Source organism: Pseudoxanthomonas sp. Soil82 (assembly GCF_040446535.1).
In the GTDB taxonomy this organism is placed as follows: domain Bacteria; phylum Pseudomonadota; class Gammaproteobacteria; order Xanthomonadales; family Xanthomonadaceae; genus Pseudoxanthomonas; species Pseudoxanthomonas kaohsiungensis.
Genome location: NZ_JBEAAK010000005.1, coordinates 311,409 through 327,962 on the forward strand (window position 1 = coordinate 311,409; position 16,554 = coordinate 327,962).

The window sequence follows — 16,554 nt, forward strand, 5'->3', positions numbered from 1 at the left end:
GCCAAACGCGCGGCCGCGGGACGCATGCGCGGCGCAACGCACCGTGCCAGTCCGGCCGCGCGCGGCCGTTGCCCCGCCGCCGACGCGCCGCGGCCATTCCGGTCTGCTAGGCTCCGCGCAGCCCCGCGGAGACCTGCATGTCCGGCCACAGCCAGTTCGCGCTGCTGACCCAGCGCCGCTTCCTGCCCTATTTCATCGTGCAGGCGCTGGGCGCCTTCAACGACAATGTCTACCGCCAGGCGATCATCGGCCTGCTGTTCTTCCTCGGGGTGACCACCGAGCAGCGTTCGCTGTACGCGATGCTCGCGCCGGCGATCTTCATCCTGCCCTACTTCCTGTTCTCGGCCATCGCCGGCCAGGTGGCCGAGAAGCTGGAGAAGCAGCGCCTGATCGTGATCACCACGGCCATGGAGATCGCGATCATGTCGCTGGCCGCGGCCGGCTTCCTGCTGCAGAACATGCCGGTCCTGCTGGTGGCGCTGTTCTGCACCGGCGTGCAGTCGACCCTGTTCGGCCCGGTCAAGTACTCGGTGCTGCCCGCGATCCTCAAGCCCGAGGAGCTGACCGGCGGCAACGGCCTGGTCGAGATGGGCACGTCGATCTCGATCCTGTTCGGCATGATCTTCGGCGGCCTGATCTTCCAGTTGGCCGGCGCGCAGGGCCCGGCCGTGGCCGCCACCGCGATCGTGCTGCTGGCGGTCACCGGCAACCTGGTCGCGCGGCGGATCCCGCGCGTGGATGCCGGCGCCCCCGGCTTGAAGGTGCACTGGAACCCGCTGCCCGAATCGCTGGCGGTGCTGCGCATGGCCCGGCGCCAGCCGGCGGTGCGCAACGCGATCCTCGGCGTGTCCTGGTTCTGGTTCTTCGGCACGCTGCTGACCTCGCAGCTGCCGGCCTACGCGGAAGTGAACCTGGGCGGCGCATCCGGCTCGGCGGCGCTGTACATCGGTGCGCTGGCCCTGTTCTCGATCGGCACCGGCGCCGGTTCGCTGCTGTGCGAGAAGCTGTCGGCGCGCACGGTCGAGATCGGACTGGTGCCGCTGGGCGCGTTCGGGATGAGCGCGTTCCTGCTCGACCTGTATTTCGCCCGCTCGGGCGCGGCACCGGTGGGCGGGCTCGACATCGCCGGCTTCCTGGACCAGCCCGGCAGCGTGCGCATCATCGTCGACCTGCTGGGCATCGGCCTGTTCACCGGCTTCTTCGTGGTGCCGCTGTTCGCGCTGGTGCAGAGCCGGACCCCCGCATCGGAGATGTCGCGGGTGTTCGCCGCGGTGAACATCCAGAACTCGCTGTTCATCGTGACCGCCGCGCTGGTCGGCATCGCCCTGCAGCAGGTGCTGGAATGGACGATTCCGCAGGTGCTGCTCGCCCTGGCCATCGCCAACCTCGTGGTCGCGGGCTGGATCTTCGCCCTGGTGCCCGAGTTCCTGATGCGGTTCCTCAGCTGGCTGATGGTGCGCGCGCTGTACCGCATGCGGCCCCGCGGCATCGAGGACAACGTACCCGACGAGGGCGCCGCGCTGATCGTGTGCAACCACGTCAGCTACATGGATGCGCTGATCCTGGCGGCGAGCATCCCGCGGCCGGTGCGGTTCGTCATGTACTACCGGATCTTCAACATCCCGGTGATGCGCTGGATCTTCCGCACCGCCAGGGCCATCCCGATCGCCGGCGCGCGCGAAGACCCGGCATTGATGCAGCGCGCGTTCGACGAGATCGACGCGACCCTGGCCGAAGGCGAACTCGTGTGCATCTTCCCCGAAGGCGCATTGACCAAGGACGGCGCCATCGCCCCGTTCAAGTCCGGCGTGGAGAAGATCCTCGAGCGCGCCGCCCAGGCCGGCCGGCCGGTGCCGGTCGTGCCGATGGCCCTGCGCGGCATGTGGTCGAGCATGTGGAGCCGTCGCGACGGCCGGCTGGGCCGCATGCGCGTGCCGCGCCGCTTCCGCGCGCAGGTGGAAGTGGTCGCCGCCCCCCCGCTGGACGGGCAGCCGTCGGCCGCGGAGCTCGAAGCGCGCGTGCGCGAACTGCGCGGCGATGCGGCCTGAACGGCGCGCCCGCCTTTGCCGCCGGCAGCCGGTCGGTTAGGCTTGCCAGGACGCGCCGGGGGACGCGGAGCGGCGACCGGGAGGCCCGGCGCCATGGATTACCCGTCCGCCGCACCACGCGGCGGCGCAGACGTACCGCCGTAGCGCACGATTCCATTACCCGAAACCGCCAGGAGGCACTGCCATGAGTTACGTCCCGCCGCCCACTCCGAACGCCGCGCCGGTCCACGAGCCGATCCCGAACCACCTGGCCTGGGCGATCGTGTCCACGGTGCTGGCGACCTGCCTGTGCTGCCCGCTGGGCCTGGTCGGCATCGTCGCCATCGTGTTCTCGGCCAAGGTCAACGGCCTGCTGCGCGCGGGCGACCTCGACGGCGCGCGCCGCGCCTCGGCCAACGCCAAGACCTGGTGCTGGGTCGCCACCGCGCTGGCCATCATCGGCCTGCTGATGAACATCTACTTCTTCTCGACCGGTGGCATGGCCGAGTACCAGCAGATGCTCGAGCAGATCGAGTCGATGCAGTAACGGTCCATGGCAGTCTCGCGCACGCTGCGCATTGCAGGCGTGGCATCGGCCGCGGTCGCGGCCGGTGCCGGCGTCTGGCTGTTGCGGACGTTCGACCCCAACGCGGCGGGAAGTCCCTTCCCGCCGTGCATGTTCCATGCCTTCACCGGCCTGTACTGCATCGGCTGCGGGCTGACCCGCGCGCTGCACGCGCTGGTGCACGGCGACCTCGCCGGCGCCCTGGCCATGAACCCGCTCGGCGTGCTGATGCTGCCGCTGATGGCGCTGATGGTCGCCTGGTCGCAGGGCTGGCAACCGCGCGTGCTGCGGCCGCTGATGGATGTGGCGATGGAGCCGAAGCTGTGGCTGTGGGTGCTGCCGGGCTACTGGGTGGCGCGCAACCTGCCGTGGCTTCCGTTCACCCTGCTGGCGCCGGGCTGAGGCGCGGCATCGCACGCGCTGCGGCGGCCCGCTAGATCCGTACCACGTAGAGCGGGGCTCGCCCCGCTGCCCGCACGCACCATCTTTCCATCAATGCGTGGGTGACCGGGCTGGAACCGGCTCGATCGCCATGGAGCGCAATCAGCTCACCCAGCCGGCGATGACCAGCAGCGCCAGCAGCGCCAGCCACAGCAGCAGCATGCGCCAGACCAGGCTCATCGCATCGCGCAGCTCGACCAGCTCGCCCATCACCGGCACCAGTCCTTCGCTGCGGTAATCCTCGATCTCCTCCGCCAGCTCGCCGCGCACCGCGGCGCGACCGGCGGCCTCGAGGAAACCGCTCGCCGGCTGCCAGCGGTCGCCGCCGGCCGCGCGCCAGGTGCGGAACACCAGGTCGAAATTGCCGGCCAGCGCCAGGGCCAGCGTCATCAGGTGCGCCACCGGCCACTCCAGCCATTGCAACAGGACGCGTGCACCGGCCGCGTTCTCCGCCGGGAGCACCGGTCCATCGACGACCACTGCACGCTCGACCAGGCGGTACAGCACCGCGCCGGCCGGGCCGAGCAGCAGGAACCAGAACAGCGGCGCGAACCAGCGGCGCAGCGCACTGCGCATCACCACGCCGGGCAACGCCGGGCCTTCGACGACCGCAACGCCCGGCTCCGGTGCCAGCCGTGCAAGGCGCTCGGCACGTGCCTGCGGATCGGATGCATCGAGCACCGACTCGACGTCGATGTCCAGGTCGCGCGGACCCCAGGTGCAGACCAGCACGACCACGCCGAACAGCAGGGCCGGAAGTCCCATGAGCCAACCGGACAGGGCTAGCTGCACGGCGCCCACCAGCAGCACCAGTGGCAGCAACGCCAGCCAGATCCCGTGCCGGCCGTACCAGAGGCCACCGTCGTCAGGGTGCGACCCGAGCCACAGCAGCCACCGGGCGTACCAGGGGTGTTCGCGCAGCGACCGGGCCAGCGCCGGTGCGACATGCCCCAGCACCAGCGCAGCGATGACGGCGACCAGCGTAGTGAACATCGGTGTGGACCCTCCCTGCGCCGATTCTAGCCGCAGGCCGGCATCGCGGACGCTAAGCGCGCGTGAGCATCGCCCCGTTCGCATGCCAATGGCGGATGAGGGACCGCGCGATCGAAATCGGCGGCGACAGCAACAGGCCCTCGGGTTCCGATCCGTCGCGCGCCAGCGCCTCGCCGATCTCCTCGCGGGTGAACCAGCGCGCGTCCTCCAGCTCGCCGTCGACCCGTGGCTCGTCCGGTTCGGCCAGCGCCTCGAACCCGAGCATCAGGGCACCGGGAAACGGCCACGGCTGGGCCCCGAGGTAGCGGCAGGCACGCACCCGCACGGCGGTCTCTTCATGGACTTCGCGGACCACGGTCTGCTCGGGTGCCTCGCCGGGTTCGACGAAACCGGCCACGACCGACCAGCGCCGTGGCGGCCAGCCGGGCTGGCGGCCCAGGAGCAGGCGCTCGCCATCGCTCACCGCGACGATCACCGCCGGGTCGACCCGCGGGTAGTGGTCGTTGCCGCACTTGGCGCAGTGGCCGAGGAACCCTGCGCGATCGAAGGCCACGTTGCCGCCGCACACGCCGCAATAGCGGTTGCGTGCATGCCAGTACAGCATCCCGCGCGCATAGGCGAAGAGGCTGGCCAGGTCGGCGGGCCACTGCGCCGCGGCGCTGCGCAGGTCGATCCAGCGCGGCACGTCCACGCCCGACAGGGTGGCCGCCTCCAGCGCGAACCAGGCCTGTCCCGCGGACAGGCCCAGGAAAGTCGAGGCCCCCGGCCCGCCGCCAAGCCGCGCGCCGCCCAGTTCGAGCACCCTGCCCTCGGCATCGGCGGCGGCGCGGCCTTCGCCATCGAGCACCAGCAGCCGCGCTTCGGGCCACAGGCCGCGCAGGGCCGCGGCATCGGCGCGCAGCGCATCGGCGCGATCGAACGCGGGGGAGCCCGCGAACGCGAATCCATCCAGGCGCTGCGGGAATGGCACCGCGTCGCCCATACGGCTCAGACGCTGAAACTGCTGCCGCAGCCGCAGGTGGTCTTCGCGTTCGGGTTGCGGATCACGAACTGGGCGCCGCTCAGGCCCTCGCTGTAATCCACCTCGGCGCCCATCAGGTACTGCAGGCTCAGCGGGTCGACCAGCAGGGTCACGCCGTCGGTGTTGACGGCCATGTCGTCCTCGGCCTGGTTCTCGTCGAACTCGAACCCGTACTGGAAGCCGGAGCAGCCGCCGCCCTGGATGTAGACGCGCAGCTTGAGGTCGCCGTTGCCCTCCTCGGCGATCAGCTCGCGGACCTTGGAGGCGGCGGCCAGGCTGAAACGCAGCGGCTGCTCGAGTTGCTGGTAGCTGGGCAGGATTTCCATGGCGCCAAGATGGGGGCGGCGGGCGCCCCGATCAAGTCTTTCACGCCTTGGCGGCCTTGGCCGCGGTGATCGGCGTGGCGCCGGTGTCCTGCGCCTGCAGCGCGCGCGCCTCCTGCGACTGGACATGGACCAGCCGCCCGGTGAGCTGGGCGCCGGCGCTCATCTCCACCACCGAGTAGTGCACGTTGCCCTCGACCCGCGCCTTCTGCGCCAGTTCGATCCGCTCGCCGGCATGGACGTCGCCCACCAGGGTGCCGTTGATGATCACCACCGGGGCGCGGATCTCGCCCTCGACCGTGCCCTGCTCGGCCAGCAGCAGGCTGGCCGGCTTGCCCTCGGCCGCGACCACCTTGCCCAGGATCCGGCCCTCCACGTACAGGCCGCCGCTGAACTCCAGGTCGCCCCGGATGACCACTTCCGGCCCGATCAGGGTGTCGATGGCGAAGCCGTCGCGCTGGGTGGACTTGTTCTTGAACATGTTCATCTCGCTCCCCCGCTACCCGCGAGTTTCCAGTCGAAAGTCTGCTCGGTGCCCCCCGCGCCGCCTCGCAGCGAGACTCGCACATGCTGCGGGGTGAAATCCTTGGGCAGCATCACGTTGCCGGTCAGTTCCTGGAAATACCGGAACGAATAGTCCTGGCCGGGCGCGTCGTCGCGCTGGTTGAGGTCGCCCCAGTCCAGGGTGGCCAGCTTGCCGGCGCGCACGCCCTCGATCGAGAAGCGCAGCTGGCCCTGGCTGATCGCGCCGCGGTTCAGGTTCTGGGTCAGCACCGCGCGGTAGTTCCAGCTGCCGGCCTCGGTGGGCGCGAACTCGATCGAGTGCACGTTCAGGCCCTTGCGCTGGGCGGTGGCGCCGACCAGCCGCTCGTAGAAGGCCACGTCGGCCCGCAACGCGGCGATCTCCTCGTCGCGCTCGGCCAGGGACGACTGCAGCTCGGTGTTGGCCGCGCGGCTGATCTGGTCCGAACGCGACAGGGTGACCATGCGCTGGCTCAGTTCCTCCAGCTGGCGCTGCTGCTGGGCGGCGGTGCGCTCGGCCGTGCGCAACTGGCCGCGGGTGTCGCCCAGGCCCGGGGCGGCGAACCAGGTCGCCAATGCCCAGGCGCCCGCCAGCGACAACAGCCAGGCGATCGCGATGGCGATGATCCAGCCGCGGGCCGGGAATCCGGGCTGGCGCGGAACCACGCGGAAGCGGGGAACGGGTTCTGTCATGGGGGACTGGGCAGGCCGGCGTCGGACCGATTCTGCCTATACTGCGGATCGACCGGGCCGGCTAGTGTAGCCCGTGTTTCCTGACCCCACCCCGCGACGCGGCGGACCCGGGAGGAGTGCCCATGACCGATGCCCACATCTACGTGATCGGGATCCTGCTGGCCTGGATGGCGGGCATCCGCGCCTACCTGACCGTCTTCGGCGTCGGCCTGGCCGGCCTGATGGGCTGGGTCGACCTGCCGCCGGCGCTGGCGCCGACCCAGTCCTGGTGGGTGTTGGGCACCTCCGGCGCGCTGGCCCTGGCCGAGTTCTTCGCCGACAAGATCCCGGGCGTGGATTCGGTCTGGGACCTGCTGCAGACCCTGGCCCGGGTACCCGCCGGCGCCTTCCTGGCCGCGGCCACGCTCTCGCCCGACGGCCAGCTGGGGGCGGGCGCGCTGGCGGCCGGCGCCGGCGTGGCCCTGGTCAGCCATGGCCTGAAGTCCGGCACGCGCGCACTGCTGAACACCTCGCCCGAGCCGGCCAGCAACTGGGTCGCATCGGCCGCCGAGGACACGGTGGTGGTCGGCGGCCTGGCCCTGGCCATCGCCCATCCGTGGATCGCGCTGCTGCTGGTGGTCGGCGCCAGCCTCTTGGGCGCGTTGCTGGTGTGGTGGGTCTGGCGCACCCTCAGTCGCGGCGTGCGCCGCCTGTTCGCCTCGCCACCGGCCTGAAGCGCATGCCCCGCGCACTTGTCCTCACCCGCGCAGTTGGTCACATAATGCGGTCCCAGCAGGGGGAAGACTGATGGCCGTGAGAGAACCCGCTTCGTTGCCGGAGGATGCGGCCGCGCGCCAGCGCATGCGCGCGGAAGCGCCGCCCCCGCATTACTGGCGGCGCTGGACCGGGGACGCGGCCACGATGCCGGCCGCGGCAACGCCCGCCGCCGACCCGACTCCCCCCGCACCGGCCGCCTCCCCTTCCACGGGTGGCGAAGCGCCGCGCGACAGCAATGCCGAATCGCCTTTCCGCATCCTGATCGTCGAGGACGACCGCACCCAGGCCCTGTTCGCGCAGAGCGTGCTGCACGGCGCCGGCATGAAGGCCGAGGTGCAGATGCAACCGGACGGCGTGATCGATGCGATCGGCCGCTTCGACCCCGACCTCATCCTGATGGACCTGCACATGCCCGGCCTGGACGGCATGCGCCTGACCACCCTGATCCGGCAGCAGCCGGAGTTCCAGCTGCTGCCGATCGTGTTCCTGACCGGCGACCCGGATCCGGAGCGCCAGTTCGAAGTGCTCGAGAGCGGGGCCGATGATTTCCTGACCAAGCCGATCCGGCCGCGCCACCTCATCGCCGCGGTGTCCAACCGCATCCAGCGCTCGCGGGCGCAGCAGCGCCAGCCGTCGCCGCAGGCAAGCGCGGTGCTGCGCAGCCACCCGGAAACCGGGCTGGCCACGCGCGGCTGGTTGCTGCAGCAGGTCGACGAAGCCTTGCGCGCAGGTGCCAGCGGCGGCCTGTTCTTCATCGAGATCGCCAGCGCCCTGGGGTTGCGCGAGCGCTACGGCTATGCGGCCTTCGAGCGCCTCATGGCCCAGGCTGGCATGTGCCTGGCGCGGATCGACGCGACCGCGCCGCTGGCCCGCCTCAACGACAACAGTTTCCTTGCCCTGGCCCGCGGGCTGGACGAATCGGCGCTCGAATCCCATGCGCAGCGCCTGCGCGCAGGCCTGGCCGAACATGGCTTCGCCGTACGCGAGGACGAACAGGTGCAGCTGCGCAGCGCGGTCGGCTATACCGCGCTTTCCCTCGGATTCGAGGATGCCGGCTCGGCGCTGGAGGCGACCGAGCGCAGCGCGCTGCAGGCGCGCCTGCACAGCGAAGGCGTGGCCGCCTACGTGCCGCCCAGCGACACCGAGGCGCAGGAGCGCCTGGCCCTGCTCGAAGGCCAGCTGGAGCTGGCCTACCAGCCGATCGTGGCCGTGGCCGGCAACGAACAGGCCCAGTACCAGGTGCTGCTGCGCCTGCGCCGGCCCGATGGCACCCTGCTGTCCGCCGGCCAGGTCGTGCCGGCAGCGGAGGCCAGCGGACGCATCGCCGACCTCGACCAGCAGGTGATGGAGCACGCGTTGGACATGATCGCGCAGCGCGGCGCCGAAGGCCGGCCGTTGCGCCTGTTCGTCTCGCAGTCGCCGAGGACGCTGGCCCGCGAAGCCTTCGCCGACTGGCTGCTGCAGACGATCGCGCAGCGCGGGATCGACGGCACCTCGGTGGTGATCGACCTGCGCCTGGGCGATGCGCTGATCCACAGCGTGACCCTGGGCGAATTCTGCCGCCGGCTGATGGCAGCCGGGGTGCAGTTCTGCCTGAGCCAGTTCGAGCCCGGGACCGAGGCCGACGCCCTGCTCAACCAGTTGCCGCTGGGCTACGTGCGCATGGCCGCGCGCTTCGCCGGCGCCCATGCCGACGCCACCCTGCGCGACCAGTTGCGCGGCGTCATCGACCAGGCCCATCGCCTGGGGCTGCAGGTGATCGGGCAGCAGATCGAGGATCCGCAGGCCGCCGCGGCGATGTGGATGGGCGGCATCGATTACATCCAGGGCAACCTGGTCAGCTCGGTGGGCAGCGAACTGGACTTCGATTTCCAGAACGCGGTGCTGTGATGGCGGCGATGCCGGCGCAGCGCCGATTCTGGCCCGTGGTCACCGCCATGTCCGGGGCCTGCACGCTGCTGGCCATGGGCCTGGGACTGAGCGGCAACGGCGGCACGTCCTGGGGACTGGTGTCGGCCGGACTGGCGTTGCTGACCATGGTGTCGGCGATGTTCGCGCTGTTCTCCAATGCCGCGCTGGCGCGCGACCTCAACGAGGCCAGCGCGCGCGCGACCGCCGCCGAGGACGAGTGCAACCTGCTGCAGCGCGACGTCAACCGCCACGACCAGCTCGAGCAGCAGCTGCTGCAGGCCAAGCGTGCGGCCGAGTCCGCGGCGATGGCCAAGGGCGAGTTCCTGGCCACCATGAGCCACGAGATCCGCACGCCGCTCAACGGCATCATCCCGATGCTGGACCTGATCGCGCGGGGCAGCCTGGCGCCGGACCAGCGCGAGATGCTGCGCACCGCGCACGAATCCTCGCAGCAGCTGCTGCGCATCGTCGACGACATCCTCGACTATTCCAAGCTCGAGGCGAACCGGCTGGAGCTGGAGATCACCAGCTTCAACCTGCGCGAGCTGCTGGAAGCGGTGATGCAGCTGATGCAACGCCAGGCCGAGGGCAAGGGCCTGCGCCTGGACCTGCAGATCGACCCCAACGTGCGCCTGCCGGTGCGCGGCGATCCGGTGCGGCTGCGCCAGGTGCTGACCAACCTGATCGGCAACGCGGTCAAGTTCACCGAGCGCGGCGGCATCCAGCTGGGCGTGCGCCGGCTGGGCGAGACCGCGGCCCAGCACATGCTGCGCTTCGAGGTGTGCGACACCGGCATCGGCATCGGCCAGGCGCAGCAGCAACGGCTGTTCCGCGCCTTCACCCAGGCCGACGCGTCGACCACCCGCCTGTACGGCGGCACCGGCCTGGGCCTGGCGATCTGCAAGCGCATCGTCGACCTGATGGGCGGCCGCATCGGCGTACAGTCCGAGCCGGGCCAAGGCTCGACCTTCTGGTTCGAGATCCCGCTGCTGAAGGTGATCGGCGACGTGCAGATACGGCAGACCTCGCAGGACGCGCGCCGCGTGCTCGCGATCACCCCGAACCTGCGCCTGCGCCAGCGCATCGCCCTGCTGCTGCCCAACTGGGGCATGACCGTCAGCATCGTCGAGACCACCCAGGAGGCGCTGGAGCGGCTGCGCCAGCAGACTGCGCCAGGGCAATCGGCCGGCTTCGTGGCGGTGGTCGCCGATTACGACGGCCTGCGCCACAGCGCCCGCGCCCTCCACCGCGCCCTGCTGCGCACGCCGGCCTATGCCGGCGTGCGCCTGCTGTGGCTGTACGGCGACGAGGAGATCCCCGAGGAACTGCGCGCCGGCACCGACCTGCTGCCGCGGCTGGCGCCCGACGTGGACCTGCGCGGCGCCCTGCTCGAACCGGCCGGGCGGGCGGCGCCGCCGCCAGCGGCCAGCGAACCGGCCCCGGCGCCGGAACCGCTCGAGGTCGCAGCTGCCGAACCGGTCCATGCCGGGCCGCCGCCGCGCCTGCTGCTGGTCGAGGACAACCCGGTCAACCTGCTGGTCGCGCAGAAGCTGCTGTCGGTCCTGGGATACGAGTGCGATACCGCGCCCAATGGCGAGGTGGCGTTGTCGCACATGGCCAGCGGCAGCTACGACCTGGTGCTGATGGATTGCCAGATGCCCGTGCTCGACGGCTATTCGGCGACCCGGCGCTGGCGCGAACACGAAGCCGGCCAAGCCCCCGGAAAACGCCTGCCGATCGTGGCGATGACCGCCAATGCCATGGCCGGCGACCGCCAGCGCTGCCTCGACGCCGGCATGGACGATTACCTTTCCAAGCCGGTGGCGCGCGACCAGCTCGACGGCGTCCTGCGCCGCTGGCTTCGCACCGCACCGTCGCGCACGGCTGCCAAGGCGGCACTTGCGCCGGCGGCCAGCGCCGCGGCACCTGCGGCCACCGACGCTCCGCCGTCCGGAGTATCCCGGCCGGTGGTGCCGCCTGCAGCGACCCCGGCAGAGCCCGTCGCTCCAACCGCCAATGCTCAGCCGGTCGAAGCGCAGGCTGCCGCGGCATCCTTGCGCGCGCCCGCCCCCGCGCCAGCACCTGCTCCCGCCCAGCCTCCAGCAGTGGCGATGACGCCGGACATGCCGATCTTCGTTCCGCCGCCTGGCAGCCCGCCACCCGAGGCGTCCGCGGGCCCGTCCGAGCCGCGGGCCGAGGAAGACGCGCCCACCGTACAGGCGCCGCCGCCGCCGGTGCTGGAGCCGGAGATGCTCGACGAACTGCGCGAGATCGCTGGCGACGAGGCGCTGTCGATCGTCAACCTGTTCCTCGAGGATGCGCCGCGCCTGATCCGGCTGATGGAGCAGGCCTCGGCGATGCCGGACCTGGAGGTCATGCGCGAGGCCGCGCATGCGCTGAAGTCGTCGAGCGCCAATGTCGGCGCGCTGGCCCTGTCGGCCGCGGCCAAGCGCATCGAACTGGGCGCGCGCGCGCATGCGCTGGAGCGGCCGGCCGTGGCCGTGGCCCTGCTGATCGCCGAGTTCGCGCGCGCGCGCGTGGCCCTGCAGGGCTGGCTGTCGACCGCCGGCTCGCCCGCTCAGTCCTCGAGCTTGCTGAGCAGGTAGTTCGGTTCGCCGATCCGGCCGATCAGGTCGAGCTGGGTTTCCAGCCAGTCCACGTGCTCCTCCTCGGAATCGAGGATCTTCACGAACAGCTGCCGGCTGACGTAGTCCCCGATCGAATCGGCGTGTGCGATGGCCTCGCGCAGCAACGGCAGCGCCTCCATTTCCAGGGCGAGGTCGCACTCGAGCAGCTCGCGCGGCGTCTCGCCGATGCGCAGCTTGCCCAGCGCCTGGAAGTTGGGCAGGCCTTCGAGGAACAGGATCCGCTCCGACAGCCAGTCGGCGTGCTTCATCTCCTCGATCGATTCCTTGTACTCGTGCTCGGCCAGCTCCTTCAGGCCCCAGTTCTTCAGCATCTTGGCGTGCAGGAAGTACTGGTTGATGGCGGTGAGCTCGTTGTAGAGAGCCTTGTTGAGGTACTCGATGACCTTGGCGTCGCCTTTCATCGGGCTGCGCTCCTGCTGCCGGAAACCGCGCGCACTGTATCGCGCCGCGGGCGGCGGCGAAGTAACGCGAATCGTGTTCATTCCGGCGCGATCGCCGGGGCTGCCCTCAGGCGGCGCAGGCCAGTACCGGCAGCGGCAGCTCCGCCTGCATCTGCGCGATCATGTCGGCGGCCATGTCCAGGCACGAACCGCAGTTGGCGCCGCAGCCGGTGCGCATGGTCAACTCGCCGATGCTGCCGCAACCGTTGTCCACGGCTTCGCGGATCTGGCGATCGGTGACTCCATTGCAGAGGCAGACGTACACGGGCGGGAACCGGCTGGAGCGATGGTCCCATTCCAGCAAGAATGAGAATGGTTGTCAATTAAGAGGGGGTCGCATCGCTGCCCGTCTCCCCAGCCGCCATTCAGCCCGATGAACGCCGCCCCCGCGAACCGTTCGGCCTGCGCCGCGGACGGTCATGGCCGGCGCTGCTGCCCGGCAGCCACGCCTGCTGGGCGGCGGCCGGCATCTGGCGGAGCGAGGCGCCTACGCCCTCGGCGAGCGGCGCCAGGTGGCGCAGGGCGCGGGCATAGACGCCGCGCTTGAAGGTCACCACGTGCTCGACCGGGTACCAGAAGTCGACCCAGCGCCAGTGGTCGAACTCCGGCGTATCGGTCGCGTCGAGCCGGACCTGGGATTCCTCGCCGACCAGGCGCAGCAGGAACCAGACCTGCTTCTGGCCGATGCACAAGGGGCCATCCCCGCCGCGGCGGATCGCCCGGCCCGGCAGGCGATAGCGCAGCCAGCCCGGCGTGGCGCCGAGCAGCTCGACGTGCTCGGGCAACAGCCCGGTCTCCTCCTGCAGCTCCCGGTACATGGCCTCGGTCGGGGTCTCGTCGCTGCGCATGCCCCCCTGCGGGAACTGCCAGCCGTCCCGGCGCACGCGGCGCGCCCAGAACACCTGCCCGTCCGGGCGCATGAGCACGATGCCGACGTTCGGCCTGTATCCGTCCGGATCGATCACGATGCGGACTCCCAATTCGACTGGCTTGGACTGTGCCACGGGGCCGGCAGGCCGACAAGCGCCGGATTGACAGCCGGCCGGCGAAGGTGAAGAATTCGCGGTTCTCCGCGAGGCTATGTAGCTCAGCCGGTTAGAGCACAGCACTCATAATGCTGGGGTCGGTGGTTCGAGTCCACCCATAGCCACCATGCGGAAACCACGGAGAACCCCGCCAGTGCGGGGTTTTTTGTTGCCCGGCCGCGGTGCTCAGGGCGTGTCCTTGTAGACCACGCCATCCTTCATGATCACCTTGAAGCTCTGCTCGGGCCGGGCGACCAGCGAGATGTCCACGGTCGGGTCGCCGTCGACCAGCAGCAGGTCGGCCAGGGCGCCTTCCTCGACCACGCCGATGGTGCCCGGGTAGGGATTGCGCTTGCCGCTCAGCTGCAGCAGCTCGCCGTTGGTGCCGGTGGCCATGACCAGGGCCTCGGCGGGGGTGTACCAGCGGGTGAGGCTGGCCAGAATCGCACCCTGCTGCGCGGCCAGCGCGGCGGAGAACAGCACGTCCGTGCCCCATGCGGTCTTGAGCCGGTGCTTCCTGGCCAGCTCGTAGGCGTGGTTGTTGCCGGTGAACACTTCCTCGAACTTGGCGCGCTCCTCCGAACCGGGCGGGAAGGCGTTGCCCAGTTCGCGCGGGAACGGCTGGATGCTCAGCCACACGCCCTTCTGCGCGATCAGGCGCGCGGTGGCATCGTCCATCAGGCTGCCGTGCTCGATCACCTTGACCCCCGCTTCGACCGCCTCGCGCACGGCCGCGGCCGTGTAGGCATGCACGGTGACGTAGGTGCCCCAGTTGCCGGCCGCCTCCACCGCCGCGCGCAGTTCGGCCGGGGTGAAGGTGATCGCGTCGAGCGGGCTGTGCGGCGAGGACACGCCGCCGCCGGCGGTCAGCTTGATCTGCGCCGCGCCGCGCATCAGCTGCTCGCGCACGCGCATGCGCACCTCGTCGGGACTGTCGGCGATGGCGGTATCGCCTTCCAGGTCGGTCGGGCCCGGCGCTCCCATCGTCCGCGGCAGGTCGCCGGCCTGGCGGAAATCGCCGTGCCCGCTGGTCACGCTGATCATCGCCCCGGACGCATAGATGCGCGGGCCGGGCAGCACGCCCTCGTCCACCGCCTGCTTCAGGCCGAAGGCATTACCGCCGACGTCGCGCACGCTGGTGAAGCCGCGCATCAGGGTACGGGTGGATTCGGCGGCGGCGATCGCGGTCAGGTAGCGCTGGTCGCCATTGAGTATCGCACCCAGCGAAGGGGCGGCCATCATGCTGTGCCAGTGCGCATCGATGAGGCCGGGCATGAGCACCCGGCCGCCACCGTCGATCACCCGTGCCGCCGGATCCGGCGCCAGGCTGACGCCGATCCGCTCGATCCTGTTGCCACGCACCAGCACATCGCTCGGACCGGACACGCGGCCGGACTTGCCATCGAAGATCCGCACATTCCTGAAGAGCACCATGCCCGGCGCGTTGGCCGCCGGCGCCACGGCCTGCGCTGCTTGCGCGGCCAGGGGGAAGTCATGCGCGCCGGCACTGCCGGCGGCCATGCACGACGCGAGGAAAGCCACCGCAGCAACCCGAAGACGTGGAACGGGTCCCATGTTTCCTCCTGCCGTACTGGACGGCCCGATCATGGCACATCTGTCCGGCGGGCAAGGTGACCCGTCCGAGGCGGCCTACTTGATGAAGTCGTACTTCAGCGAGGTCTGCAGCCGGAACGCATCGCCATCGGTTCCGTCCTGCTGTTGCAGCTTGCCGTAGACCAGTTCCAGACCCCAGCTCCAGCTGGGCAGCGGTGCATAGATCAGGTTGGCCGCGGCATAGTCGCTGCGGCGGAACGCCTCGGGCGCCAGCGCATCACTCCGCTCCAGGTACAGCCGGCCCCAGGTCACGGTCGAACGCCAGTGCGCGTTCCATGGATGGCCGTAGCCGATCCAGCCGCCCCATTCGTCGAGCGGCGCAAGCGAGCCGTCGTCGTCCACCACCGCGTCCAGCCCGATGCCTCCCAGGTCGCCGACATAGGTGGCGATTCCGCGGCCACCGACCGCGCCCCAGGTGATGTAGTTGCCAGCCTCCGCGCCCCAGGCGCCGCTGACCGTCAAGCCGCCGGCCATGGCCTCGTCACTGGCCGCGTCGTCGCGCCAGGCCAGCTGGCGCACGACCGCACCCACCTGCATGTGCCCGGCCGATCCTTCGTGGCGTGCCGCAAGGACCAGGTTCGGCGCGGTCGTCCGCGCCCCACCGGCGGCGGCCGTGATCTCCGGTGGCGCATGCTCCAGCGCGAACACCAGCTGGTTGCCGTTGGACAACGGCAGGTACTGGCGGACGCTGGCCAGGCGCGCGAACGGGACCGCGCCCGGACCGGCGAAATCGAGCGTATCAGGCCCGGAGTCCAGGTCCAGGAACGCCGAGAACCCGTAGCCGGCGTAGGTGTTGCCGAGCTGGCCCCAGGCATGGCGCAGGTTGTAGCCGTACGAACCGCCTGACCCATAGAAGTCGTTCTGAAGCACGAAGCGCAGCCAGCCGTAGTCGGTCTGCCGGCGCGCTTCCACGGTGAAGCGGGTCTGGCGCGCGTGCATGTTGAAGCTGTGGTCGCCGCTCTGCTCGCCCGCCGGGATGGTCGAAGTGATGAACTGGTCGCTCTCGCCCGCGTCGTCGCTGTCGACCATCGCGTCCAGCTTGGCGTAGCCGCTCAGGCGCAGCCATGTGGAGGTTCCGCGGACCGGGAAGAAGCCCTCCTGCCCGTCTTCGCCGGGGGCCAATTCGTTGTCCACCCGCGAGGTCGCCAGCTCGTCCTCGCTGAAGGAGGGATGGGCGGGCAACGGCGATTGCCCCGGAACCGGCATCAGCATCGGTTCCGACGGACCATTGGAAGGCGCGGCAGCTGACATCGCCTGCGGCCGCGGCGGTGGTTCCGCTGCCGGTGGTATCGCGGCCGTCACCGGCACGCCCGCGCCTGCGGATGGCGGCATCGCCTGCGATGACCCCGGAACCGGGGACGCGGGTGTCGAAGCGGCCGGTACCGAGCGCTCGGCTTCAAGCACTTCGATCCTCCGCACCAGCCGGTCGACCGTCTGCCGCAGCCGCTCGATCTCCGCGTCGCGCTCGTCGTCGGTCTTCTGCGCCTGCGCGGGCAGTGCGAACGAGAACGCCAGCAGCCAGGCCACCCCTGCCGCAACCCAAGCCCTGCGCATGATCCACCTCCCTGCTGGCCG

At 70.6% G+C, this 16,554-nt stretch carries 16 protein-coding genes and 1 tRNA gene; 7 read left to right on the forward strand and 10 right to left on the reverse strand.

The genetic code is table 11. The annotated features are described in order from the left end of the window. Nucleotides 1–137 precede the first annotated feature (137 nt). The 3 genes from ABKA19_RS15165 to ABKA19_RS15175 all read left to right on the forward strand — a co-directional run bounded on the left by ABKA19_RS15165 (nucleotide 138) and on the right by ABKA19_RS15175 (nucleotide 2,994). Nucleotides 138–2,048 carry an MFS transporter gene (locus ABKA19_RS15165; protein ID WP_353689608.1) on the forward strand — a complete coding sequence of 637 codons (1,911 nt, stop codon included), beginning with the start codon at nucleotides 138–140 and terminating at the stop codon, nucleotides 2,046–2,048. Nucleotides 2,049–2,232: 184 nt separating this feature from the next. After that, nucleotides 2,233–2,574: a CD225/dispanin family protein gene (locus tag ABKA19_RS15170; RefSeq protein ID WP_162377885.1), complete on the forward strand. Its 342-nt coding sequence runs from the start codon at nucleotides 2,233–2,235 to the stop codon at nucleotides 2,572–2,574. Nucleotides 2,575–2,580: 6 nt separating this feature from the next. Then, a complete protein-coding gene (locus ABKA19_RS15175) occupies nucleotides 2,581–2,994 on the forward strand; it encodes a DUF2752 domain-containing protein (protein ID WP_353689609.1) in 414 nt (137 codons plus the stop codon). 141 nt (nucleotides 2,995–3,135) lie between these two features. Here ABKA19_RS15175 and ABKA19_RS15180 read toward each other — a convergent pair whose 3' ends face one another. The 5 genes from ABKA19_RS15180 to ABKA19_RS15200 are packed head-to-tail and all read right to left on the reverse strand — an operon-like array spanning nucleotide 3,136 to nucleotide 6,585. Beyond that, a complete protein-coding gene (locus tag ABKA19_RS15180; RefSeq protein ID WP_353689610.1) occupies nucleotides 3,136–4,026 on the reverse strand; it encodes a hypothetical protein in 891 nt (296 codons plus the stop codon). A gap of 52 nt (nucleotides 4,027–4,078) precedes the next feature. Continuing rightward, nucleotides 4,079–5,008 (reverse strand): NAD(+) diphosphatase, encoded by a 930-nt coding sequence (nudC, locus tag ABKA19_RS15185; RefSeq protein ID WP_353689611.1) that lies wholly within the window; start codon nucleotides 5,006–5,008, stop codon nucleotides 4,079–4,081. A 5-nt stretch (nucleotides 5,009–5,013) separates the two neighbouring features. Then, nucleotides 5,014–5,373 carry an iron-sulfur cluster insertion protein ErpA gene (erpA, locus tag ABKA19_RS15190; protein ID WP_162377889.1) on the reverse strand — a complete coding sequence of 120 codons (360 nt, stop codon included), beginning with the start codon at nucleotides 5,371–5,373 and terminating at the stop codon, nucleotides 5,014–5,016. Nucleotides 5,374–5,413: 40 nt separating this feature from the next. Continuing rightward, entirely contained in the window at nucleotides 5,414–5,851 is a 438-nt protein-coding gene (locus ABKA19_RS15195) for a bactofilin family protein (protein ID WP_162377943.1), read from the reverse strand. Nucleotides 5,852–5,853: 2 nt separating this feature from the next. Beyond that, entirely contained in the window at nucleotides 5,854–6,585 is a 732-nt protein-coding gene (locus tag ABKA19_RS15200; protein ID WP_353689612.1) for a DUF6776 family protein, read from the reverse strand. 122 nt (nucleotides 6,586–6,707) lie between these two features. Here ABKA19_RS15200 and ABKA19_RS15205 point away from each other — a divergent pair, with 122 nt between their 5' ends. The 3 genes from ABKA19_RS15205 (at nucleotide 6,708) to ABKA19_RS15215 (ending at nucleotide 11,858) form a co-directional block, all read left to right on the forward strand. Next, nucleotides 6,708–7,298 (forward strand): DUF4126 domain-containing protein, encoded by a 591-nt coding sequence (locus tag ABKA19_RS15205; protein ID WP_162377891.1) that lies wholly within the window; start codon nucleotides 6,708–6,710, stop codon nucleotides 7,296–7,298. Between the two features lie 73 nt (nucleotides 7,299–7,371). Further along, the gene (locus tag ABKA19_RS15210) at nucleotides 7,372–9,231 is read left to right on the forward strand and encodes an EAL domain-containing protein (protein ID WP_353689613.1); all 1,860 of its coding nucleotides are present in this window, start codon (nucleotides 7,372–7,374) and stop codon (nucleotides 9,229–9,231) included. Further along, a complete protein-coding gene (locus ABKA19_RS15215; protein WP_502945809.1) occupies nucleotides 9,231–11,858 on the forward strand; it encodes a hybrid sensor histidine kinase/response regulator in 2,628 nt (875 codons plus the stop codon). Before ABKA19_RS15210 ends, ABKA19_RS15215 begins: the two co-directional genes overlap by 1 nt. On the opposite strand, the gene bfr is transcribed toward ABKA19_RS15215, so the two are convergent. The 3 genes from bfr to ABKA19_RS15230 form a co-directional block, all read right to left on the reverse strand. Beyond that, nucleotides 11,831–12,301, reverse strand: coding sequence for a bacterioferritin (bfr, locus tag ABKA19_RS15220; protein ID WP_162377893.1), 471 nt, complete (start codon nucleotides 12,299–12,301; stop codon nucleotides 11,831–11,833). The two genes, ABKA19_RS15215 and bfr, sit on opposite strands and share 28 nt — an antisense overlap. A 106-nt stretch (nucleotides 12,302–12,407) precedes the next feature. Continuing rightward, entirely contained in the window at nucleotides 12,408–12,605 is a 198-nt protein-coding gene (locus ABKA19_RS15225; protein ID WP_162377894.1) for a (2Fe-2S)-binding protein, read from the reverse strand. 100 nt (nucleotides 12,606–12,705) lie between these two features. Beyond that, nucleotides 12,706–13,305: an RNA pyrophosphohydrolase gene (locus tag ABKA19_RS15230; protein WP_162377895.1), complete on the reverse strand. Its 600-nt coding sequence runs from the start codon at nucleotides 13,303–13,305 to the stop codon at nucleotides 12,706–12,708. A gap of 111 nt (nucleotides 13,306–13,416) precedes the next feature. Between ABKA19_RS15230 and ABKA19_RS15235 the strand changes: the two genes are divergently transcribed. After that, nucleotides 13,417–13,493 (forward strand) — tRNA-Met (locus ABKA19_RS15235). Between the two features lie 58 nt (nucleotides 13,494–13,551). Here ABKA19_RS15235 and ABKA19_RS15240 read toward each other — a convergent pair. Together ABKA19_RS15240 and ABKA19_RS15245 are read right to left on the reverse strand one after the other, a co-directional pair. Then, complete coding sequence (locus tag ABKA19_RS15240; protein WP_353689614.1) at nucleotides 13,552–14,907, reverse strand: metal-dependent hydrolase family protein; 1,356 nt, start codon at nucleotides 14,905–14,907, stop codon at nucleotides 13,552–13,554. A gap of 108 nt (nucleotides 14,908–15,015) precedes the next feature. Further along, nucleotides 15,016–16,533, reverse strand: coding sequence for a DcaP family trimeric outer membrane transporter (locus tag ABKA19_RS15245; RefSeq protein ID WP_353689615.1), 1,518 nt, complete (start codon nucleotides 16,531–16,533; stop codon nucleotides 15,016–15,018). Nucleotides 16,534–16,554: the final 21 nt, after the last annotated feature.